We start from the raw sequence: 21346 nt of genomic DNA, 5'->3' as shown, positions 1-21346 counted from the left end.
CTATTATTTACAATATTATAAAAATTTGCAGTATCACTACTGCAAATTTTTTTTTTGGACTATTTGAATTATAAACTATATGAATCTTAAAATATTATGAAATTTTTAAACAAAAACTACACAAAAGAATGCCTGACTTTGGCTCTGCCTGTGATGCTCACCCAGGTAGGGCAAGTTTCAGTAAATTTATTCGACAATATTATTGTCGGAAAACTTTTGGGAGCAGATGCCTTGGCTTCTGTTTCATTAGGAAATGCGGTTTTCTTCTCCATATTTGTATTAGCACTTGGATTTTCATTTGCCATACCACCATTGGTTTCAGAAGCACACTCGAAAGAGGATCATACTACTATTAATTCCGTGTTCAGTCATGGTTTTGTCATCAATATGGCGGTAGGAGTAATTCTTATGCTCGTTTTATTTGCATTAATGCCTCTACTTCATCATTCCGGACAGCCGGCAAAGATCATTCCTGACACCATAGGCTTTTTAAGTATCATGGTGGTCAGTATGATACCGATTATGGCTTTCCAAACGCTTCGTGAGGTATCAGAGGGACTATCCTATACCATTGGGGTTACCAAGGCTACCATCATTGCCAATATCATCAATATCGTCTTAAACTACGTGTTTATTAAAGGACTTTGGGGAATACCTCCAATGGGAGTAAAAGGATCTGCGTTAGCTACTTTGATTTCCAGAATCTTTATGGTTGTTTTCCTTTATTTTGTATTGATTAAGGAAGAGAGAACAAGACGCTATATCAAAGACTTTTCTTTGAAGGTGCAGGGCTTTTCTAAGGCTATGTTTGATAAAATGGTAAAACTGGGATTACCTACAGCTTTACAGATGTTCTTTGAGGTAACCGCCTTTGCAGGTGCTGCCTTTATCTGCGGATTGATCTCTGCCCATGACATTGCTTCTCACCAGATTGCATTGAGTATGGCGTCATTTACATTCAACCTTTGTGTTGGGTTCAGTGTAGCTTCTACTGTTATGATCGGAAGAAAATTGGGTGAACAGAACTTTGTTGAATTAAGAAAAGTCGGAATCAATAATTTAAAGATTGCATTTATCTTTATGTGTATCTGTGGATTATTCTTCGTGCTGGGCCGAAATATATTACCGACATTCTTCACGAAAAAAGAAGAGGTTGAAGTAATTACCCTTGCTTCAAAACTAATGATTATTGCCGCTTTATTCCAGCTTTCTGATGGGATTCAGGTAACGGCTTTAGGAATGCTGAGAGGTTTGCAGGATGTTAAAATACCATCCATTTATACCTTTATCGCTTATTGGGTTATTACGATTCCTTTAGGATATTTCTTTTGTGTTACATTGGAAATGGGAGCTTTCGGAATGTGGATCGCCCTTGGACTTGGATTAACGGTGTCTGCTGTTTTCCTTGTTAAACGATTCCTGAATATGTCTGCCAAGAGAATTAAGCAGAATATATAATACTGAAAAAGGCTGTTTCAATAGAAGCAGCCTTTTTTATTATTATAAACTTATACGTCGTAGATTTTCAAATATTAATTAAATTATAATCCCACCATATCCTATATACGTCAATTTTGCACGTTCTACAAATTCATTAAAACTTGTATTTATATCAGCATTTTCATTGTAGAGTTCAAAATAATATTCATGAGGATTTACACTATTCTTCAATAAATTTTCTAATATTTCTTGTTTCAAGGATCCATTTTCCCGAACAAATATCCATAGCTTAAATCTTTTAGTTTGAGGATCTGTACTAAGTAAAGGCAATTCATCTATAACTGAAATTTTTAGCACTGGACTTCCATTAATCCTTACTGGATTTAACAATCCATTTTCAAGAATAAATTTATATTTATCATCTAAACTTTCAGAAAATTCAATAATATTAATAACATTCATGACAACCCTATTCTTTTCAATTCTGATTTGTGATCTCAAAAATCTTGAATGTTCTTGCCTTTGATATTGGATTTCAAAATGCTCTTTTGCAGGATGATATTTTCCACTATTAATATGATCTAATTGCCCTTTTCCTTGAATAAAAAAAACAAAAGCAAATAGAACCATTAGTATATTATTCATGGAAAGTAAATTAATATTTTATTTAATCCTTTTACCTAAAATTACTAGACTTCTTTCAATCCCATCCAAAACAGCGACATCGGGAAGTTTCCCCCAGTCTTCAAACCCAAAGTACCTGAACAACTTCAGACTTGGCTCGTTATGAAGAAAGATAAGTACTACAAGGGTATTCACTCCAAATTTTCCGGCATTATCAATACAATACTGAAGAATGATCTTACCATAGCCTTTTCCTCTACAGCTTTCATCCAGATAGATACTCACTTCCACCGTTCCGCTATACGCTGGTCTTTCATGGAATGAACTAAAACTTACCCACCCTATAATCTGGTCTTCGTGGTCTTCAACAATCCAGAGTGGTCTTGTTTCAGGATTATGCTCATCAAACCATTTTTGTTTGCTTTCTACGGAGACTTCCTCCACATCAGCCGTCACCATTCTTGAAGCCACTGTAGAGTTGTATATAGCTACGATTGTGTTTAAATCCGCCAACTCAGCATTTCTGAACTTTAATTCTTCCATTGATATTAAATCAAACTTATTTTACTACAAAAATAATAAATTTTAGAAAGACCCCTTTAGAATTTAATTATTTTATATAAATTTCAACACAAAAACCAATCAAACCCCCAATAACAAACAATAATTATTAAATTTCAAATAAAAAAAATAGGATCAACACAAATATTTAAATCGCAAAGGCGCAATGGATTTGAAAGCTTTTGATATTTTAAGACGCAAAGATTTTATCTCCGATAAAATTGAATCCTGAATATTATAAATAGAATTGCATCCACATACTTCCTGAAGTTATTTGATTTTCTTTCGTTTTAAAAATAGCACGACAGATTCATATTCTTTGCAAATAATACTTATTTCAAATCTTTTAAAATCCTATTTAAGCTTCTCACTGTAATTCCCAGATAGGCAGCCATATTTTCCTTTGAAATTTCAATATTCTGTTTTAACTGCATTTTAAGCAGTTGTGCCAAGGTATGCTCTATGGTATAAAGCTGTTGATAAGAAGCCCTGCTGGAGGTATTGATAATCCGTTCTGCAAAGGAATCCAATAGTAAATTGTTCAGGATAAGATCATTTTTAATCAGGCTCTTAAAATGGCTCAGGTTTATGGTATAAACTGTAACATCAGTCAGTGCTTCAATCCCACACAGACAAGGAATATTCTTTATCAATTCCACCTCTCCAATAATTTCTCCACTCCCCAGAAACTCAACAATATATTCCTTTCCGTTTTCCTCAGCAAAATAACATTTTACAATACCGTCCTTAATGAGCATGACTTTGGAAAGAGGCTCATCCTGAATCAATAACTTTTCGCCACTGGAAAAAGTCTGCGGTACAATATCTTCTCCATTCTCTTTATGATAAAGTTCTTCAAGATAGCTTAAAAATGATTGATTGGTCCTTAGCATATTCATTCGGGACAATTGTCCTTTGGTGTTTTATTTTTTATGTTGAAATTTGAAGCGGAAAATTACAAAACTAAAATGAATAATCACATTACGACCATAGCTTTTGATGCAGATGATACTCTTTGGGTGAATGAGCCTTATTTTCAGGAGGCAGAAAAAGAATTCTGTATACTTTTAGAAGACTATCTTCCTCAGCACTCTGTTTCTCAGGAATTATTCAAGACCGAAATGCAAAACCTGCATTTGTATGGGTATGGAGTAAAAGGCTTCATGCTTTGTATGATTGAAACCATCAGCAGGGTTACCCATAATACCGCATCTTTGCAGCTGGTGAACAAAGCTATTGAATTGGGTCAGGAACTTCTGCAAAAACCCATTGAGCTTTTAGATGGAGTTACGGATACGCTGGACAGTTTAAAAGGAAAATACAGACTGGTGGTAGCCACAAAAGGAGATTTGCTGGATCAGGAACGTAAACTGAAAAACTCAGGATTACAGTATTATTTCCACCATATCGAGATCATGAGTGACAAGAAAGAAAATGATTATAAAAAGTTATTGAAACATCTTGACTGCCTGCCGGAAAACTTTCTAATGCTAGGAAACTCCATTAAATCTGATGTTCTGCCAGTATTGGAAATCGGAGGATCTGCAGCCCATATTCCTTATCATATCACATGGAACCACGAACAGCATGATGTGAATTTAGAACATGAACATTTTATGGAATTAAAAAGTATTGATGAAATATTGAAATACTTATGATTTTTTAAACTTAGGAATTACTTGAAAATTGAATTATTCTACTCAAATAAAAAAGAGGTTGTTTGCAATAAACAACCTCTTTCTATCTATTATTTTTTCAAACACTTTTCAAGGAACTGATCCTGCTCCCATAAAACGTGAAGAATATTCTCTTTAGCCTGATATCCGTGGGATTCTTTAGGAAGAAGAACCATTCTTACCGGAGCACCAAGGTTTTTCAAGGCCTGGAAATATCTTTCAGTCTGTAAAGTAAAAGTCCCAGGATTGTTATCTGCATCACCATGAATCAAAAGGAGTGGTGTTTTCATTTTATCGGCATTCATAAACGGAGACATTGTGTTATAAACTTCCGGAACATCCCAATAATTTCTTTGTTCAGTCTGGAATCCGAATGGAGTCAGCGTTCTGTTATAAGCCCCACTTCTAGCAATACCACAAGCAAAGAGATGAGAATGAGTCAAAAGATTAGCCGTCATAAAGGCTCCATAGGAATGTCCTCCTACAGCTACTTTCTTTTTATCAATATACCCTAGCTGATCTACCGCGTTAATTGCTGCATCTGCATTGGCAACTAACTGAGTAATGAAGGTATCGTTCGGCTCCGTTTTTCCTTCTCCAATAATTGGGAAAGCAGCATGATCTAACACGGCATATCCTTTAGTAGTCCAGTATACAAAAGATCCGTAAGTCGGAAAAGTAAAATCATTATCATTCTGAGTACTTTGGCCTGCTGTATTTTTATCTTTATACTCTCTTGGATAAGCCCAGATTAGCAAGGGAAGCTTTTCATTTTTTGCCTTTCTGTCATAGCCTGCAGGCAGATAAAGAATTCCGCTCAGGGTAACTCCATCATTCCTTTTGTAGGTAATAATTTCCTTATGAATATCCTTGATACTTTCAAAGGGATTGGCAAAATAAGTTACAGCCTCTGTTTTATTGGACTTAATATTCTTTTTAAAATAGTTTGGATACTGGTTTGAAGCCTCCTGAGTTGTCAAAATCTCTCCTTTTGATGGATTCAGAATATCAACAATATTTTCCTTTGCATTCTTTACGTTTGATGTATACAGCCTTTTCTTTTTAAGTGATTTAACATCCATTTCATCAATAAAAGGATGCTGTCCGTCTTTTGTAAATCCGTCACCTATCAGATAGGTCTTCCCTCCTTTTACTTCGATAACAGACCTTCCATATTGGTTTTTAACCTTGTTAAACTTACCCGGATTACGGTAAACATCCTGAACATTTCTGTCATCAATTACCTTTGATTCTCCGTTATTAAGATCAATCAGGAATGATTTTGTGTTTCTGGTGTCATACCATTCTTCAGAGACTACAGCATAATGATCATTGGTCCAATTAATATCTTCATATCTCTGCTTCATTTTGAAGAAAGATTTTGGAGCAGCCGTAAACGGAGCCTCCCAAGTAAAGATTTCGTCTCGATATTCAGCAGCTTTATGCTGATTTCCTCCATCAAGAGCTTCAGTATATACTAAAGCTGCCGGAGCATCACTTCTCCAATTCATATCTCTTTTCCCTGTTCTTACAGATGAAAAGCCCTTTGGCATGATCTCATTAAGCGGAACTTCGTTTACCACTTTCACAACATTTCCTTTCGTATCATATACAGTTGACGTTGAAGGAAATCTGTTCAGTGGAACAATATAGGAGAATGGTTTTTTAATTGTCGTTGTCAATAAGTAATTACCATCCGGAGAAAAGCTTAACCCTGAATACATATCTTTATCCATAAGCTTCTTAAGGTTTCCGTTCAGATCTACGTTATAAACTTCAGAAGATACAAGAACCTCAAAGTTCTTCTCATCCTGTGGATTTTTCAAAAGATCCTGATATGTTCTATTTTGTGAAACCTTTCCATCTGCTGTAGAAACAATAGGTCCTGTTGGAAGATCCTTGCTTGAATCAATCAGGGCAGGTCTGTTTTGAGGAAGTGTTCTTATCAATAGACTTTGCGAATCATTATACCAGATATATGGATATCCTAAATTCGCGTTCAAAACGTCTTGAGTAATCTTTTTTGCAGCAGCGGTTTGCATGTCTATGATCCACAGCTCCACCCCTTTATCCGTAGTATTGGTAAAGGCCAGTTTTTTTTCGTCCGGTGAAAATAAAAGATGTGCAATTTTAGCTTCTGATGGTAGGTTTTTTACCTGAGTCTCATTTTTATCACCTATCTTTCTTATTTTAAGATTATTAAAATAAGTAACAGTACTCGCAATATTAGTAACCGGGTTTATCCTTAGCCCTCCCAGCTTCATTTCCTGCTGGTTAAGGTCATTCAGCGTTTTATAAGCCGGTCTGTAGGTAAACACAACCCAGTCTTTCTTACTGTTCATCAGAACAGCGGGCGGCCTTTCATAATCTGCTAGTTTAAGAATTTCTGCAGAGGGCTTTTGATAGGTAATATTCTCCTGCGCATCATAAAAATTGAGAAATGCCAGAAGGCAAATTGTCAGCTTTATCTTCATATAGATTCATTTTCCACGAATGTAGTGATTTTTGGATAATTACCAACATACCAAATCGCGCACAACATCTGAAGATAAAGACAATTTTAAAAATAACTCCAATAAAAAAAGAGCATCTCTTGATGCTCTTTTATATTATATTCAGGAAGTTTTTACCAGTCTGAAGCCCTTTTTCTTCTTTCAATCATATGATCTACAGAAACCTTTCCGGCTCCGATAATCATCAGAAGAAGATAAACAGAAAGATAAATAAGACTCATCTCTCTTTTCTCAAATGGGTCTGCCCCATGAACTACAAATCCTGCAATAACCATTGTAAAGATCAAAAAACCTAAGGAAATCCTTGTAAAAAGACCTAATATCAGTAAAATTGAACAAACAAATTCAGCAAGCACCGTAAGAATCAGTGAAATCTGTGGACCTAACCCCATAAAATCAAAAAATTCAATTTTACCGCCTGCCAATAGCATTTGGAGCTTTGGATATCCATGAGAAAGCATTGCAAAACCTACAAATACTCTCACTGCTAATAAAATAATATCTTTAGGTATTGAGCTTGAATTTGATTTATTATAGTTCATTTACTAAAAAATTTAGACTAAGTTAATAAAAATCTTTTAATACAACGGAATCTACAGTGTTTTTAATCTATCTGTACCCGAAATTTTTCAAGTCACGATCATTCTTTCTCCAATCCTTTTTTACCTTTACGAATAAATTCAGGTGAATTTTTTTGGAAAAGAATTTTTCAAGATCTAGCCTTGCATCTGTCCCTACTTTCTTGATAGCCTCACCTTTATGACCAATAATAATTCCTTTCTGAGTATCTCTTTCTACATAGATAATAGAGTCTATAAAGATAATTCCCTCTTTTTCCTTGAATTGCTCGGTAACCACTTCCACAGAATATGGTATCTCCTTGTCATAGTTTAAAAGAATTTTCTCACGGATGGCCTCATTTACGAAGAACCTTTCCGGTTTGTCTGTATACTGATCCTTATCATAGTAAGGTGGGTTTTCAGGTAATAAAGACTTTAATTTAGGGAGAATAATTTCTGTATTAAAGGCATTCAGGGCAGAAATTGGAAGAATTTCAGCTTTAGGAATTCTGTTGTGCCAGTCTTCTACTAATTTTTCAAGACCAGCCTGATCAGTTTGGTCTACTTTGTTTAATAAAAGAAGTACAGGAACAGGAATTTTATTTAATTTATCAATCAGGAACTCTGATGGTTCAGCTTTATCAGTTACATCTACAATAAACAGGAATACATCAGCATCCTGCAGGGAATCCTTTACAAAATCCATCATTTTTTCCTGCAATCCGTATTTAGGATCCAATACTCCTGGAGTATCAGAAAATACGATTTGAAGATCTTCTTCATTATAAATACCAAAAATTCTGTGACGGGTTGTCTGAGCTTTCTGCGTTACAATCGCCAACTTCTCTCCCATCAATTGGTTAAGTAGTGTAGATTTTCCGGCGTTCGGCTTTCCAACTATATTTACAAATCCAGCTTTGTGCATAAAAATAATATTACGAATTGCAAAGTTACTAAAACAAAATTGGTCTTTACGGTTAATCTCAATATTTAAAAGAAAAAAGAGAGTTATATAATCTTACGGTATGCTGCAAAAAGAAATATTAAAGCCCGAATTCCTTTCTTTGTGGAACCAAATGGAAAACTCGACGGGATCGCTCACCTTATTATTTAATATAACCATAAAAAATCTTCAGATTATTTTGTATCACATTACTTAAAACTGATACTTTTGAATATTAGAATTCATATTTATGAATATAGACCAGATTCTTGATCAAATTTATATACTTCCTGAGGCTTCCAAAAATAGCTTAAAAGAATATATCACAGAAGTTTCTCATCCAAAAGGATATTGCCTGATGGAGGCAGATAAGGTGATACCACACCTCTATTTTATCCGTAAAGGAATTGCGCGTGCTTATTCTTCAACGTCCGACAATGATATTACATTCTGGTTCGGAAGCGAAGGCCAATGTGTACTTTCTATGAAAAGTTATGTGGAAGACAAACCCGGCTATGAAAGCATTGAGCTGCTGGAAGATTGTGATTTATACAGACTGGAAACAGAGAACCTCAGAACATTGTTCAATGAGGATATTCATATTGCCAACTGGGGTAGAAAACTTGCAGAAGCTGAAATGATAAAATCAGAAGAGCTCATCATTTCAAGACAATTCAAAACATCATTGGAGCGGTATAAGGATATTATCTTGCATCAGCCAGATTTATTAAAGAGGGTTCAGCTTGGTCACATTGCATCTTATCTTGGAATAACCCAAGTAAGCTTAAGCAGAATTCGGGCAGAGATAAAGTAGTATTTTTTAACAATTGTAAAATTTTTTCTGCTCATAAATTCTGAAATTTGCAGTAGAAAAATTTACAAAATGAATTGGATCATATTAGTTATCGCAGGATTATTTGAAGTTGCCTTCGCTTCATGTCTAGGAAAGGCAAAAGAGACATCAGGAACAGAGATGTATCTTTGGTACACAGGCTTCCTGATAACGATGACTATAAGCATGCTTTTGCTTATCAAAGCAACTCACACATTACCTATCGGTACAGCTTACGCTGTATGGACAGGAATTGGAGTAGTAGGAACTGTCTTAATGGGAATCTTTTTCTTTAAAGATCCGGTAAGTTTCTGGAGAGTATTCTTTATCATCACCTTAATTGGTTCAGTAATCGGATTAAAAGCGGTTTCTTCTCACTAAGAAGCAGGAACTGTAAAAATAATTTCTATCTAGTTTAAAAATAAAACCGTCTTCGTTAATGAAGACGGTTTTATTTTTTCAGCGTAGTGCTGTATTATTTTTTGAAAACCACAGGAAGAATCTCGTTGCTTCTCAACCCGTATTTTTTTATTTCTTCTTCTGAAAATTTCTGAGAGTAGAAATTAGGTTCTGTTTCGAAACCTGCTTTTCTTAAACGGTCGAAATAATCCATCCCGTACCAACGAACATGATCATATTGTCCGAAATGCTTTTGACGCTCCTTTGGATCTTTTATGGTAGAATCTTCATAGGTCTTTTCCAATGAATTTCTCATCGGAACCTGAAGAATTCCCCAACCGCCAGGTTTCATTACTCTATATAATTCACTGATTGCTTTTGCATCATCTTCAATATGTTCCAAAACATGGTTACAGAAAACAATATCAAAGCTTTCATTTTCGAAAGGTAGATCCAAAATATCAGCTTTTACATCTACAATCGGCGAATATAAGTCAGCAGAAATATAGTTCAGGTTACTCATCCTCTTGAATTTCCTTAAAAATTCTTGTTCGGGAGCAATATGCAGAACTTTATAGCTTTTAATAAAGAAATCGGTTTCATTTTGAAGATACAACCACATCTGGCGGTGTCTCTCCAAGCTCAGGGTACCCGGAGAAAGGGCATTTTCCCTTTGTTTTCCGTATCCGTAAGGCAGAAATTTCCGGTATGACCTTCCATCAATGGGATCATAAAATGTATCTCCTTTAAAAAACTGATAAATAAGCGGTCTTGCCCAGATGCTTATTTTAATCAGCATCGGACGTGGAATTTTATTCAGTAAAAGCTTAGTTATCTTCTTCATTAAAAATCCAGTTGGAAAGGCTTTTCTTCGTCACTTACAATCCCAAGGGCTTCGTATACATAATCAAATGTTGAAAGCAATACCGGCTTACCGTTAATTACTGCTACGTCATGTTCAAAGTGAGCAGACGGCAGGTCATCCAAAGTTGTTACTGTCCAGCCATCACTATGGAATTTCACCTTTTCAGTTCCAAGGTTAATCATAGGCTCGATGGCAATTGCCAACCCGTCCTTGATTACTTTTCCGCTTCCTTGTTTACCATAATTAGGCACTTGTGGATCTTCGTGCATTTTTCTTCCTAAGCCATGTCCTACAAGTTCTCTTACCACTCCATATCCTTCTTTTTCACAATGTGCCTGGATCGCATGGGAAATATCTCCGATTCTCTTTCCTCTGATACATTGCTCAATTCCTTTATAAAGAGATTCTTTAGCAACCTGTAATAGTTTTTTCACCTCTGGTTTTACTTCACCAATTTCGAAGGTGTAAGCATGATCTCCTACAAACCCGTTAAGAATAACACCACAGTCTACAGAAAGAACGTCTCCTTCTTTTACAACCTCATTGTTTGGGAAACCATGAACTACCTGCTCATTGGGAGAAATACACAGAGAGTTTGGAAAGCCTCCATATCCTAAGAAAGCAGGTTCAGCACCGTGATCTTTGATAAAATCATGAGCTAGTTTATCCAAATATAATGTGTTAATTCCCGGTTTTATTTCCTTTGCCAACATTCCCAAGGTTTTAGAAACCAATCGGGCGCTCTCCTTCATCAGACGCAGTTCGTCTATTGTTTTTAATTGAATCATTGTATTAATTTACCAATGTATTAATGTATCAGTGTAGCAATATTGATTGATGAATTGGTACACTGCTAGATTGTTATATTTTTTCTTACCAGAAAAGTCCTTTTTTCTTTTCTTTTTTAAGTTTTGAATAGGCAAGAACTTCTTTTCCTTCTACACGGAATTCTATTCTTTCCTGAATGATATTATAGATTTCGCCCCATCCTGGAAATCCACCTATGTTTCTATCATCGATGAACCAGTCTGCATCCAATTTTCTGGATTGATTTTCAGGATCAAAAACTTCTCCTTCGAAACTTGAGTTTACCGCATAAAATTCTATCCCGTTCTTTTTGCAGAATTCTACAGCTTCATCTAACGTTTTTCCGTGTCTATATGTCCAAAGAATAAGTCTGAATCCTTCTGCCTGAAGCCTTTTTAAAGTTTCAAAAGCGAAAATCTTCGGTTTTCCAATTGCCGGATAAGCATCATCCACAACAGTTCCGTCAAAGTCAACAGCAATCTTTTTATTATTTAACATTTTGTTCTTTTTTTAGCTTTGCAAAGATAAGAAATAAAAAAGAGTGCCAAAAAGAAAGGCACTCAATAGTTTTATAATTTAAATAATAATATGGTTCTACTAGCTCTTTACCCAGTTAAACTGGAACTGAAGATCTGGTGTAGAAACTCTATCAGTAATCTTCTGTAGTCTTGCAGGAAGTTTCATCAGGTATTCCTGAGCTTTTTCTGCTTTTTCTGAAAGGCCTTTTACGTGTTCAATCTTCCATTCATCAAGAAGATCTTTCATAATATTAATATAATCATGACCGGTGTATACCATACATCTTTGTGCAGCATCTGAGAAATGTCCCCAAAGTTCTCCTGCTTTCTGTCCTGATTGTCTCATCAGGTGAGCTGGCATTACAATCTTCTTACGCATCATGTCTTCAAACGCAAGGATCATTTCCGATGGGTCTATTTCAAGGATTTTAGCTACGAAATGTTTGTAAGCTTTAGCGTGTCTTGCTTCATCAGCAGCAATCACTCCACACATTTTAGCTAATTTTCCGTTTCCGGACTGTTTAGCCAATGTTCCAACTCTTCTGTGAGAGATATTGGTTGCCGTTTCCTGGAAACTTGTATAAATAAAGTTTCTGTACGGATCCATACTTGTACCAAGGTCGAAGCCATCATTGATCAGATACTGAGTAGTGATCTCAACTTCTCTCATATTTACTCTTCCACACAGATATAGGTACTTATTTAATAAATCTCCATGTCTGTTTTCTTCAGCTGTCCAGGCTCTCACCCAGTTTGCCCAGCCTACTTTTTCTTCCTGATTTACTCCATCCACTCCCATTAGCCAAGACTCATAGGATGGAAGAGCTTCTTCAGTAATACAATCGCCGATTAATGTTACAAACAAATCATACGGCATCTCACGGGCAAAAGTCTGAATCTCTTCTAAATCATGTTTAAAATCATCGCTTGAAGGATCTGGCAGGTAATCAGAAGGCTGCCATATCTTTTCAATTGGCGTTAAAAATTTATCAAGAAAAGAACCCACTTCCTTTTCCAATATTCCCATTACTTCTTTCCTAACAAGCTTTTGATACATTTTACTATTCAGTTTTTAATTAACAAAGATAGGATTTATTTATTATTTAACGCATAATAAAGTATGCAAGTCATACCTTATCTGACATAAATCATAAAAAAATGCCGATATATGATTATAACGGCATTTTTTTATGATTATTATTGAATTTTAGCTAACTAAAATATCTCCAGTCATGGCATTTGGTATTTCTACTCCCATTACCTTTAGGATAGTAGGCGCTACATCACCCAGTTTTCCTGGTTTTAGGCTCCATGTTTTGTCTTTATCCATTACAATAAAAGGCACCAGATTGGTAGAGTGCTGTGTGTTAGGAGTTCCATCCGGATTTAGCATTACATCAGAGTTTCCGTGATCAGCCAAAATAAATACTGCATATCCGTTTTCATAGGCTGCAGTTGCTACTTTTTCGATACATTGATCTACAGTCTCTGCTGCTTTTACAGCGGCTTCAAAAACACCTGTATGCCCTACCATATCTGTATTGGCAAAGTTTAGACAAACAAAATCAGCTGTCCCCTGCTCCAATTCCGGTACAATGGCATTGGTGATATCATATGCTGACATTTCCGGTTTTAAATCATAGGTAGGAACATCCTTAGGACTTGGACATAATAGCCTTTTTTCTCCTTTAAATTCTTCCTCTCTTCCTCCTGAAAAGAAAAAAGTAACGTGTGGATATTTTTCTGTTTCAGCAATTCTGATCTGAGTTCTGTTGTTTTTCTCAAGAACTTCACCCATAGTCTCCTCTAAAACATTTTCATCAAAAACAACCTGAACATTTTGATAGGTCTTATCATAGTTGGTCAAAGTAATATAATAAAGGTTTAATTTCTTCATAGAATATTCCGGAAAATCCTTTTGAGAAAGAACTTCTGTGATCTCTCTACCTCTGTCTGTACGGAAGTTGAAGCTAATCACCACATCATTGTCTATGATTTTTGCTACGGGAACAACATTTCCGGTTTCAGTGGTATTAACCAAGATAATTGGTTTCAGGAACTCGTCGGTTACATTATTTTCGTATGAATCCTTAATGGCAGCCAGCGCATTTGTTGTTTCAAATCCTACTCCTTCCACAAGGGCATCGTAGGCCAATTTTACACGCTCCCATCTTTTATCTCTGTCCATTGCGAAATATCTTCCCACAACCGTTGCGAGTTTTCCGGTGGTGGCTTCCATATGATTCTGAAGTTCTTCAATGAGCCCTAATCCTGAATGTGGATCACAGTCTCTTCCGTCTGTAAATGCATGTACAAAGACATTTTCATTTAAACCGAACTCCTTTGCAGCAGTTAATAACCCTTTTAGGTGATTGATATGTGAGTGTACCCCTCCATTGGATACCAATCCTATGAAATGTACTTTTTTATTTTCTTTTTTAGCGTATTCAAAAGCATCCTGAATGACTTTTTCCTGACCGAGGGTTCCGTTTTCAACAGCCATATTCAGTTTTACCAAGTTTTGATAAACTACTCTTCCAGCTCCAAGATTCATGTGTCCTACTTCAGAATTTCCCATTTGTCCTACTGGAAGGCCAACAGCTAAACCACTTGCTTCAAGGGTAGTGTGTGGAAATTTTTTGTAACAGCTGTCTATGAATGGTGTATTTGCTTTGTCTATGGCAGAAACGTCCGGGTTTGTTCCCAATCCCCATCCGTCAAGAATTGCTAATATTGCTTTTTTTGACATTTTGTAAAACTTTAGTATACAAATTTACCTAATTTCCGATGAATAGAAGAATTTGAAATCCTTAATTTCATTTACTTCTCATAATCAATAGTATATACCTTTCACAAAATAGAATTCTATAAAATATTGATTGTATGATCTTGTATTTTGAGTGGCTCTGATGATGATCTATAGAATAACTTTAATTTATTTTCTCGCTGATTACGTTGATAATGCAGATCTTATATAATCACTTATAACTGTTCTTTAAAAAAGTCATCAAATTTCATATTATTCTTCTTTGTATACTCTTTGATATATTGATCTAAAAAGCCACTTTCCTTTAAGAACATCAAAGGATCTGTGACATTTAGAATATCATGGATGGCTTTATGCTTATCAGTCTGTTTATTGAAATAAGCTTCTGTAATCTTATATCCCATCCAATATCCAAGGTCATTGGGGCGGTCATCTTTTTTACTTGTTCCGTAGAGCCAGTCTGTAGAATCAGCCGTTTTTAAAGCAGTCACAAATTCTCTATATAATTTGTCGGAATGAGCCTCACCATACTGATAATAAGGAGTACTGGTATTAATGGTCTCCCCGGAGATCAACTCACTGATAAAATCTGCACTTCCCTCCTTTATAGCATATTTTATTAAGATATCCTTTCCTTTATTATCCTGTTGATAATGGATCAATTCATGGGCAATAAGTGATACAATACCATCCAGATTGTTCAGTTTTTCTGTTCCGATGATAATTCCGTCCTTAGAAATGGTGCCACCTGAATTGAATCTTCCATATACAAAATAAACTGGCGGAAATTTAGCTTCAGGATTCCAATACTTCAATGCGGTATAAATAGCTCTGATTCTTTTTTCCTTTTGATTGATACCAGCCAGAACATTACGACTTTTAAGATAATCCTCCTTTCTCCTTTTTACCATTGTAAATAATGAATCGGCATTGATAATCCTGTTATTCGTAAAACCTTTTACCCCGGCAGAACCATTTTGCATATAATCTACAAAGGGATTTTCCTTTGAGGTTTCCATTTTATCGAATGCTTTCCAGAAATTATGGGTATCCTTTGTTTCAAAAACAGCATTTAAAGGATCATTGGAAAAACCGGTTTGGGCATTGGTTATCCCAAAAGTGAGAAGCAAAACAGCAACAGCAAAGTTGACTTTCATATTAGTTTTTAAGGTTATAATAAGGTCCAAAAATATGAAAAACTTCAACATATTTTCCTAAAAAAAATTTAAAACCTCATCATTGAAAAAAACCTCTAAATTTCACAAAGATTTCCCTCTATAAATTCGTAAAATCTTTTTAATTTTGCGGTATGGATTTACGTGACCAACTGAAGAATCTTTTTCCTACACATGAGGAGCAGGATTTTGAAATGCCTGAAGAAGAATTCAAGCAAAAGGATGCCTTGGTATGCAAGTTTGAGAAAAAGGGCAGAAATGGAAAGCCTGTAACCATTATTGAAGGATGGGAAAGCAGTGAAGATGAGCTAAAAAAAATCTCTAAAAAAATAAAAACCACCTTAGGAATAGGCGGTTCTGAGAAGGATGGAACGATTATCATTCAAGGGGACAATCGTGATAAAATAATGACTATCCTTAAAGATATGGGTTATAAAACCAAACGTGTTGGCGGATAGGTTTAGAAATAAACCTGGGTTTCCGGCAATAAGGTTTTAAGTTTTTCAATTTTAGATTTTTCCATAGGATTTCCTGTAAGAATCAAGGTTTTTAATTTTTTAAGCTGACTGATTTCTACAGGAATTTCTTTTAGGTTGTTGTTGGCTAAATTCATACTTACCATCTTCTTTAGTCCTTTTATTCGGGATGAAATTTCTTTGATATTATTACCACTTACATTCAAAAATTCAAGTTCCTGAGCTTTAAAAAGGTTTTCCGGAAGTTTAACTATTGCATTTTGCTGCAGTTCAAGATATTTTAGATTTTTAGGAAAAGAAAGATTCCCCATATCATTAATCTGATTATCCGCAAGATTTAGGAATTTCAGGTTTTTGATCTGATCAAGTCTGTTGGCAATGAAACTGATTTGGTTTCCCTGAAGATTGATCTCTTCCAAGGCTGGAATTTCCATTAGAGCTTCAGGAAAAACATTCAGGTTATTGGCATCGAAATGAACAACTTTTAGCTTCTGAAGTTTTGCAAGATTAGGATTAATGCTTGTCAAGCTGTTCAGATTCATTGAGAATGTCGTTAGCTTTTCAAGTTTACTTATTTCATCTGGGATATACTTAATGCTGTTTTCATTCACGTTCAAAATCTCAAGCTCTTTTAATGCAAATAGTTCCTGATCCATTTTCTCTAATTTATTGGCCATGATATTTAAAAAGAAAATAGAGTCTAGTTTTATAAGCTGAGGCGGAAGATTGAACAACCCTTTTTCTCTAAAGCTCATGCTGTAAACTGTTTTTTTACTTTTCAGGGCATCATCAATATTGGTAAATGTAGGATACTTAACAGGATCAATCTGAGCATGAACCTGAGAAAGCGACAAGATGGAAATAAGTAGGAATAGCTTTTTCATAAACAGAAAATGTCTGCCGCTAACTTTTGTTATTGGCAGACAGGGATTATTAATAATTTACTTCTTTAAAAGTTTTACCGTTTTTTGGAAACCTCCTTCTGCCTCAATATTTAAAATTAAAACACGAGATCCTTCCAGCTGCTGTGTAAAATCAAGGTCTAATGCCTTGTTTGTACCATTGAACTTCTTCGTATAAACAATTTTACCGTCCATACTGTAAGCGGTTACTGAGATATCTTTCAGACCTTTCGGTGAATTGATTTTTACAATACCTGAAGTAGGGTTTGGTGCTACGGTTACTGTATTTTCAGTGTTTTTGGTTTCGATAGTACCTAAGCCACCCTCGATTCCTAAGTTTTCTTTAAGTGCAATAACAATGGTTGCAGACTTTCCTCTATAATCAATTACATTTCCTGTTGCATCAACATCTGTAGAGATGGTAGAGTCCGGATGCTGGATTGAGAAGAATCCGAATTTATGATCTGGTGTAAAGGTTAATCCTGTAGGCTCAGATCCTGCCGGCATAGAAGCAAACAATCTTACTTTTGGATTGGCCTGCGTATGATCCGGAGCAATTACCCAGATATAGTTTTTACCACCATCCTGAAGTACCCAAAGATTTCCTAGTTCATCAAAAGTAAGGTTATCATTTCCGTCTCCCCAGGCTTCAGACTTTGTTCCCTGAGGGGTATCGAATGAATATACTGTAGAGCCACCGCCTACAAAAGTTTCTACCTGCGAAGCTGTAGTTCCGTTATCCTGTAAACGATAGACTCTGTCTAATCCTTTTGCTGTAAAGTAAATTCTACCATCCACCGGACTGATATCTACGTCTTCTACTCCATTAAACTTCGTTCCTCCAACAGAAAAGGCAAGGTTTGCTGTATTGTTTTGGTCTGCCTGCTCTTTATTAGGAACCTGAACCCATGTTGCTGTGGTACCTATCGGATCACCTGCAGCAGTTAACCCCTGATCTAATTTCAGTACATAAAGGTTTCCTGAAGAAAGGTTGTTAGGAGTATCCATTACATATTTGTACACCATGTGAGTCCCACCATCTTCACCGTAGTATGCTGTAGTTCCTGCATTATTGATTACTACGTTTTCATGGTTCATGATTCCCATCTGCCAAAGCTTCCCTTTGGAACCGTTTGTATTCTTAGACACAACCTGTGCTGTTGCAGGATCAATTTCTACTAACCATCCATAATCCTTATAACCGTCTCCGTTGATGTCATTGGATGTAACCGATTCTTCTGCTGTAACTACAGTTCCCCAAGGAGTAACTCCTCCTGAACAGTTTCTGATAGTCTGCACCAGGCTAGGATCTGAAAAACTTACCGCTCTTGATCTTGTCAGCTGCCAAAGTTTTGTAGTTGCATTATAATTAACTTCCGCCATAGTTACACCACCCGGATTTGTTTCATGGTTTACAGAAAGGAATCCGTTTGAACTGCTTCCTGCCTTGGCAACATAAGCGGTAAAGTCATTTTGTCCTCCTACTAATCCACCCCCCTCGGTATAGCTATCTCCTTCTTTTAAAATAAGCTGATACTTGTGTCCTGTAGGAATGATAAGCTTATTGGTTTGTGCTGTAGGAACAATAGATGTAAAACAGCTAATATGAGAACCATTGCATACAACAGGTGTTGTTGTATTGGTTGTAGTTTTCAGGTAGGCATCAATTCTAAGGTCAGAACTGGTAGCACTTCTGTTATGCAATTCAACAGAGATTCTGTTGACTCCGTTTACAAATTTTGATTTTGGAATAGAGAAGATATTATAAACACTCTCTGCAGCACCATCAATGGTTGTACTGGAGAAAGTATTGAACGTAATAGTTCCGGCAGGCATATTATCCCTTACCACTTCTTCTCCATTAAGGTAAACCACAATACCATCATCTCTCATTACACCAAGTTCTACATTGTCTGACAGTGTTGCAAGATCTACAGTAATATCTTTAGCAAAATAAGCTGTAGTAAGGCCTGAAGCAATGGTAGTAGTAACAGGATCTCCATATCCCAAAGGTCCGTTTCCAACCGCCCAAGTTGAAATATCATACGTTTTAGACTTCCAGTCGTTGGGTTGTGCCTGGTTGTTGTCTTTATAGCTCCAAGATGCATTCTTATTAAAGATAAAAGTCTGCGCCTGAATGGTAGTACCGGCAAGTAAAGCCAACATTCCAATTGTTAGTAGTTTTTTCTTCATTTTAATTTTGATTTATTAGACGTTGCAAAACTATTTTTAAAAGGCTTTCTATCTGTTAATAGGACTTTAAATATAATTGGGAGAATATTAATTAATTTGAAACCTAATGTTAAGGAGATTAATTTTTTGTTAATTCGAATTGGAGTGATTATTATCAATGAAAAAGAGGTTTGAGGTTTTAGGGATAATAAGAATACTTTCTTTAATACCATAAAACCTTAAACCTCCTGTTTATATAATGCTTGTGTTATTTCGCTTTACTCACATCTGTAAGGGCATTCAAAAAGGTGATGATCTGATTGATTTCTGTTGGGGTAAGATTTAGTTTATCCGGGGCAAGCGTCTGGTTTTTCATCTTTAACCCCAATCCTTCTCCTCCTCCTTCATTATAGAAATCAAGAACTTCTTCCAGCGTATTAAAAGCTCCGTTATGAAAATATGGTTTTGTAAGGGCTATATTTCTTACGGTAACCGTTTTGAATGAATAATCATAAATCCATGATTTTTCCTTTTTCACAGAACTCTTTCCTCTTCCAAGATCCTGATCAAGCTCAACAGGAAGCTGCTTGATGGGTTTTGCTGTCACCCCCAGAACCTCAGATTCATTTTCATTAAAGAACGGAGGCACCAATCCTGAAAAATGAGGTGCAAAATGACAGGTTGCACAACTCGCTTTTCCCATAAACAAATTGAATCCTTTTTTCACATCATCTGAAACCTCCTTTTCATTCCTCATAAAACGATCAAAATCGCTATCAAAAGAATACAAAGAAGCCACATAAGAACTTAGAGCCTTTGAAAAATTCTCTTTATTGATCTTTCCATCTTTAAAGGCGGAACGAAAAGCTTTCCTATATTCAGGTTTAGTTTTTAGCTTCTGAATGATACTTTCGTAGCTTGTATTGAATTCTTCTTCATTATAAATTACGTGTTCCGCTTGTTGTTCAAGATAAAAAGCACGGAGATCATAGAAAAATCTCTTGGCAAAAACAGCATTGTACAGTGATGGTGAATTTCTCAGTACAGTCTTTCCCTCCACATTACTTTGTGACTTGGCTTTAAGATCTGTAAAGGCATTTTCCGGAAGATGACAGGTGGCACAGCTCATTTTTCCGTTACCACTTAGATTTCCATCATAGAAAATTGATTTTCCAAGGTTACGAAGGTCTTGGTTATCCTCTGAAGATTTCAATAAAGTATAAAAATACGGATCTAAAAAATCACTACTGAAAAGGTTTTTATTATTGACATTCCAACCGGAGAATTCTTTCAAATCATCAGTTTTGCCATCCCATTTCCCCAGTTCTTCGTACAAAGGCTGGATATATTTTTTATAAAATTCAATTCTGTCAAAGGTTTCAAAATCCTTATTTCTTGAAAGATAGTTTACTGCTTCCAAAAGTGTCTGATTGGCCTTTTGAGTATTATAATTTTTAAAATAAGGATCATCACTGATATATTTTTGAATTCCCGAAAGTGCATGGCTGGCTTCTTCTGAAATATTCAGGGAGCCCGGCGTATCAAAACCGGTTACACCCAGACTATAAATTCTGATAAGCTCTATACGCAACGGCAATGTTTTATTATTTCCTTTACTCAATCCATTTTTTATGGTACTCAGATAAAAACTTGAATAACTGTTGTATAAAAAATCTGTGATTGTTTTGATTTTTTCTTTTTCTTCTCCGGCTTCCTCCGAAAATATCAATTCATCCAAAACCTGTAACCCTTCCGGGGGAAGGGTATAAGCGGATGTACCTGCAGCCTCAATGTGGAATAAGGGCGCAGCATTTAAATGCGTCTTTGTAAACTCAGGATAATGGTAGGCAATATAGAATTCTATTTCCTTAAATGAGTTTCTTGTACTGCTAAGGGACTTTTGTAATTCTTCAAGGGAAATGCGGTCTTCTGAGAATAGATGAACATCGGATTTCAATTGTTCAAGTTTACCCTTAAAATCGGATAAACCTTTATTCACAAAAGTATTTTCACTTTTTTCTCCTTTATAAACCGGGTTAAAGGACATTACTGCAAATCCTATAAGAAAGATAACTACAAGCAGTGGATAAGATCTCATTAATTTTTAGCGGCAAAG

Annotated in this window: 20 protein-coding genes; 5 read left to right on the top strand and 15 right to left on the bottom strand. The window is 35.7% G+C overall.

Going from position 1 to position 21346, the window contains the following annotated elements; genetic code table 11:
- Positions 1-96 precede the first annotated feature (96 nt).
- On the top strand, positions 97-1458 hold the full coding sequence (locus tag SCA31_RS12525; protein ID WP_410697336.1) for an MATE family efflux transporter: 1362 nt from the start codon (positions 97-99) through the stop codon (positions 1456-1458).
- A gap of 78 nt (positions 1459-1536) precedes the next feature.
- Here SCA31_RS12525 and SCA31_RS12520 read toward each other — a convergent pair whose 3' ends face one another.
- The 3 genes from SCA31_RS12520 to SCA31_RS12510 form a co-directional block, all read right to left on the bottom strand.
- Positions 1537-2085 (bottom strand): hypothetical protein, encoded by a 549-nt coding sequence (locus SCA31_RS12520; RefSeq protein ID WP_410697335.1) that lies wholly within the window; start codon positions 2083-2085, stop codon positions 1537-1539.
- A gap of 18 nt (positions 2086-2103) precedes the next feature.
- Positions 2104-2607 carry a GNAT family N-acetyltransferase gene (locus tag SCA31_RS12515; protein ID WP_410697334.1) on the bottom strand — a complete coding sequence of 168 codons (504 nt, stop codon included), beginning with the start codon at positions 2605-2607 and terminating at the stop codon, positions 2104-2106.
- Positions 2608-2957: 350 nt separating this feature from the next.
- Complete coding sequence (locus SCA31_RS12510; protein ID WP_410697419.1) at positions 2958-3518, bottom strand: Crp/Fnr family transcriptional regulator; 561 nt, start codon at positions 3516-3518, stop codon at positions 2958-2960.
- 75 nt (positions 3519-3593) lie between these two features.
- Here SCA31_RS12510 and SCA31_RS12505 point away from each other — a divergent pair, with 75 nt between their 5' ends.
- Positions 3594-4283: an HAD family hydrolase gene (locus tag SCA31_RS12505; protein ID WP_410697333.1), complete on the top strand. Its 690-nt coding sequence runs from the start codon at positions 3594-3596 to the stop codon at positions 4281-4283.
- 89 nt (positions 4284-4372) lie between these two features.
- On the opposite strand, the gene SCA31_RS12500 is transcribed toward SCA31_RS12505, so the two are convergent.
- From SCA31_RS12500 to era, 3 genes are all read right to left on the bottom strand, one after another.
- The gene (locus SCA31_RS12500; protein WP_410697332.1) at positions 4373-6775 is read right to left on the bottom strand and encodes a prolyl oligopeptidase family serine peptidase; all 2403 of its coding nucleotides are present in this window, start codon (positions 6773-6775) and stop codon (positions 4373-4375) included.
- Positions 6776-6927: 152 nt separating this feature from the next.
- Positions 6928-7356, bottom strand: coding sequence for a DoxX family protein (locus SCA31_RS12495; protein ID WP_410697331.1), 429 nt, complete (start codon positions 7354-7356; stop codon positions 6928-6930).
- Between the two features lie 67 nt (positions 7357-7423).
- Positions 7424-8299, bottom strand: coding sequence for a GTPase Era (gene era, locus SCA31_RS12490; RefSeq protein WP_076355663.1), 876 nt, complete (start codon positions 8297-8299; stop codon positions 7424-7426).
- Positions 8300-8567: 268 nt separating this feature from the next.
- Between era and SCA31_RS12485 the strand changes: the two genes are divergently transcribed.
- Together SCA31_RS12485 and SCA31_RS12480 are read left to right on the top strand one after the other, a co-directional pair.
- Positions 8568-9131 (top strand): Crp/Fnr family transcriptional regulator, encoded by a 564-nt coding sequence (locus SCA31_RS12485; RefSeq protein ID WP_410697330.1) that lies wholly within the window; start codon positions 8568-8570, stop codon positions 9129-9131.
- Between the two features lie 69 nt (positions 9132-9200).
- Positions 9201-9530 carry a DMT family transporter gene (locus SCA31_RS12480; protein WP_410697329.1) on the top strand — a complete coding sequence of 110 codons (330 nt, stop codon included), beginning with the start codon at positions 9201-9203 and terminating at the stop codon, positions 9528-9530.
- A gap of 94 nt (positions 9531-9624) precedes the next feature.
- Here SCA31_RS12480 and SCA31_RS12475 read toward each other — a convergent pair whose 3' ends face one another.
- From SCA31_RS12475 to SCA31_RS12450, 6 genes are all read right to left on the bottom strand, one after another.
- Positions 9625-10392: a class I SAM-dependent methyltransferase gene (locus tag SCA31_RS12475; RefSeq protein ID WP_410697328.1), complete on the bottom strand. Its 768-nt coding sequence runs from the start codon at positions 10390-10392 to the stop codon at positions 9625-9627.
- On the bottom strand, positions 10392-11201 hold the full coding sequence (gene map / locus SCA31_RS12470) for a type I methionyl aminopeptidase (RefSeq protein ID WP_410697327.1): 810 nt from the start codon (positions 11199-11201) through the stop codon (positions 10392-10394). The genes SCA31_RS12475 and map overlap by 1 nt, the downstream gene beginning before the upstream one ends.
- An 85-nt stretch (positions 11202-11286) precedes the next feature.
- Positions 11287-11718: a BT0820 family HAD-type phosphatase gene (locus SCA31_RS12465; protein WP_410697326.1), complete on the bottom strand. Its 432-nt coding sequence runs from the start codon at positions 11716-11718 to the stop codon at positions 11287-11289.
- Positions 11719-11817: 99 nt separating this feature from the next.
- Entirely contained in the window at positions 11818-12795 is a 978-nt protein-coding gene (locus SCA31_RS12460) for an acyl-ACP desaturase (protein WP_410697325.1), read from the bottom strand.
- A 150-nt stretch (positions 12796-12945) separates the two neighbouring features.
- Positions 12946-14487, bottom strand: coding sequence for a 2,3-bisphosphoglycerate-independent phosphoglycerate mutase (gene gpmI, locus SCA31_RS12455; RefSeq protein ID WP_410697324.1), 1542 nt, complete (start codon positions 14485-14487; stop codon positions 12946-12948).
- Between the two features lie 233 nt (positions 14488-14720).
- Positions 14721-15662, bottom strand: a complete 942-nt coding sequence (locus tag SCA31_RS12450; RefSeq protein ID WP_410697323.1) for a DUF2268 domain-containing putative Zn-dependent protease — start codon at positions 15660-15662, stop codon at positions 14721-14723.
- A 152-nt stretch (positions 15663-15814) separates the two neighbouring features.
- Between SCA31_RS12450 and SCA31_RS12445 the strand changes: the two genes are divergently transcribed.
- The gene (locus SCA31_RS12445; protein ID WP_410697322.1) at positions 15815-16138 is read left to right on the top strand and encodes a translation initiation factor; all 324 of its coding nucleotides are present in this window, start codon (positions 15815-15817) and stop codon (positions 16136-16138) included.
- Between the two features lie 2 nt (positions 16139-16140).
- On the opposite strand, the gene SCA31_RS12440 is transcribed toward SCA31_RS12445, so the two are convergent.
- The 3 genes from SCA31_RS12440 to SCA31_RS12430 all read right to left on the bottom strand — a co-directional run bounded on the left by SCA31_RS12440 (position 16141) and on the right by SCA31_RS12430 (position 21328).
- The gene (locus SCA31_RS12440) at positions 16141-17040 is read right to left on the bottom strand and encodes a leucine-rich repeat domain-containing protein (protein ID WP_410697321.1); all 900 of its coding nucleotides are present in this window, start codon (positions 17038-17040) and stop codon (positions 16141-16143) included.
- A gap of 57 nt (positions 17041-17097) precedes the next feature.
- Entirely contained in the window at positions 17098-19251 is a 2154-nt protein-coding gene (locus SCA31_RS12435; RefSeq protein ID WP_410697320.1) for an alkaline phosphatase PhoX, read from the bottom strand.
- Positions 19252-19498: 247 nt separating this feature from the next.
- Positions 19499-21328, bottom strand: a complete 1830-nt coding sequence (locus SCA31_RS12430) for a cytochrome-c peroxidase (RefSeq protein ID WP_410697319.1) — start codon at positions 21326-21328, stop codon at positions 19499-19501.
- Positions 21329-21346 lie beyond the last annotated feature (18 nt).

The organism is Chryseobacterium sp. SIMBA_028 (assembly GCF_046535285.1).
Classification (GTDB): domain Bacteria; phylum Bacteroidota; class Bacteroidia; order Flavobacteriales; family Weeksellaceae; genus Chryseobacterium.
The sequence above is the reverse complement of the archived record's forward strand: the minus strand, read 5'-3'. Positions and strand labels throughout refer to the sequence as shown.

Coding starts and splice junctions, on each gene's coding strand:
- SCA31_RS12500 (WP_410697332.1), bottom strand. CDS start 6,775: ATGAAGATAAAGCTGACAATTTGCCTTCTGGCATTTCTCAATTTTTAT.
- SCA31_RS12475 (WP_410697328.1), bottom strand. CDS start 10,392: ATGAAGAAGATAACTAAGCTTTTACTGAATAAAATTCCACGTCCGATG.
- SCA31_RS12465 (WP_410697326.1), bottom strand. CDS start 11,718: ATGTTAAATAATAAAAAGATTGCTGTTGACTTTGACGGAACTGTTGTG.
- SCA31_RS12485 (WP_410697330.1), top strand. CDS start 8,568: ATGAATATAGACCAGATTCTTGATCAAATTTATATACTTCCTGAGGCT.
- SCA31_RS12435 (WP_410697320.1), bottom strand. CDS start 19,251: ATGAAGAAAAAACTACTAACAATTGGAATGTTGGCTTTACTTGCCGGT.
- SCA31_RS12525 (WP_410697336.1), top strand. CDS start 97: ATGAAATTTTTAAACAAAAACTACACAAAAGAATGCCTGACTTTGGCT.
- SCA31_RS12450 (WP_410697323.1), bottom strand. CDS start 15,662: ATGAAAGTCAACTTTGCTGTTGCTGTTTTGCTTCTCACTTTTGGGATA.
- gpmI (WP_410697324.1), bottom strand. CDS start 14,487: ATGTCAAAAAAAGCAATATTAGCAATTCTTGACGGATGGGGATTGGGA.
- SCA31_RS12445 (WP_410697322.1), top strand. CDS start 15,815: ATGGATTTACGTGACCAACTGAAGAATCTTTTTCCTACACATGAGGAG.
- SCA31_RS12510 (WP_410697419.1), bottom strand. CDS start 3,518: ATGCTAAGGACCAATCAATCATTTTTAAGCTATCTTGAAGAACTTTAT.
- era (WP_076355663.1), bottom strand. CDS start 8,299: ATGCACAAAGCTGGATTTGTAAATATAGTTGGAAAGCCGAACGCCGGA.
- SCA31_RS12515 (WP_410697334.1), bottom strand. CDS start 2,607: ATGGAAGAATTAAAGTTCAGAAATGCTGAGTTGGCGGATTTAAACACA.
- SCA31_RS12440 (WP_410697321.1), bottom strand. CDS start 17,040: ATGAAAAAGCTATTCCTACTTATTTCCATCTTGTCGCTTTCTCAGGTT.
- SCA31_RS12495 (WP_410697331.1), bottom strand. CDS start 7,356: ATGAACTATAATAAATCAAATTCAAGCTCAATACCTAAAGATATTATT.
- SCA31_RS12460 (WP_410697325.1), bottom strand. CDS start 12,795: ATGTATCAAAAGCTTGTTAGGAAAGAAGTAATGGGAATATTGGAAAAG.
- SCA31_RS12520 (WP_410697335.1), bottom strand. CDS start 2,085: ATGAATAATATACTAATGGTTCTATTTGCTTTTGTTTTTTTTATTCAA.
- SCA31_RS12505 (WP_410697333.1), top strand. CDS start 3,594: ATGAATAATCACATTACGACCATAGCTTTTGATGCAGATGATACTCTT.
- map (WP_410697327.1), bottom strand. CDS start 11,201: ATGATTCAATTAAAAACAATAGACGAACTGCGTCTGATGAAGGAGAGC.
- SCA31_RS12480 (WP_410697329.1), top strand. CDS start 9,201: ATGAATTGGATCATATTAGTTATCGCAGGATTATTTGAAGTTGCCTTC.
- SCA31_RS12430 (WP_410697319.1), bottom strand. CDS start 21,328: ATGAGATCTTATCCACTGCTTGTAGTTATCTTTCTTATAGGATTTGCA.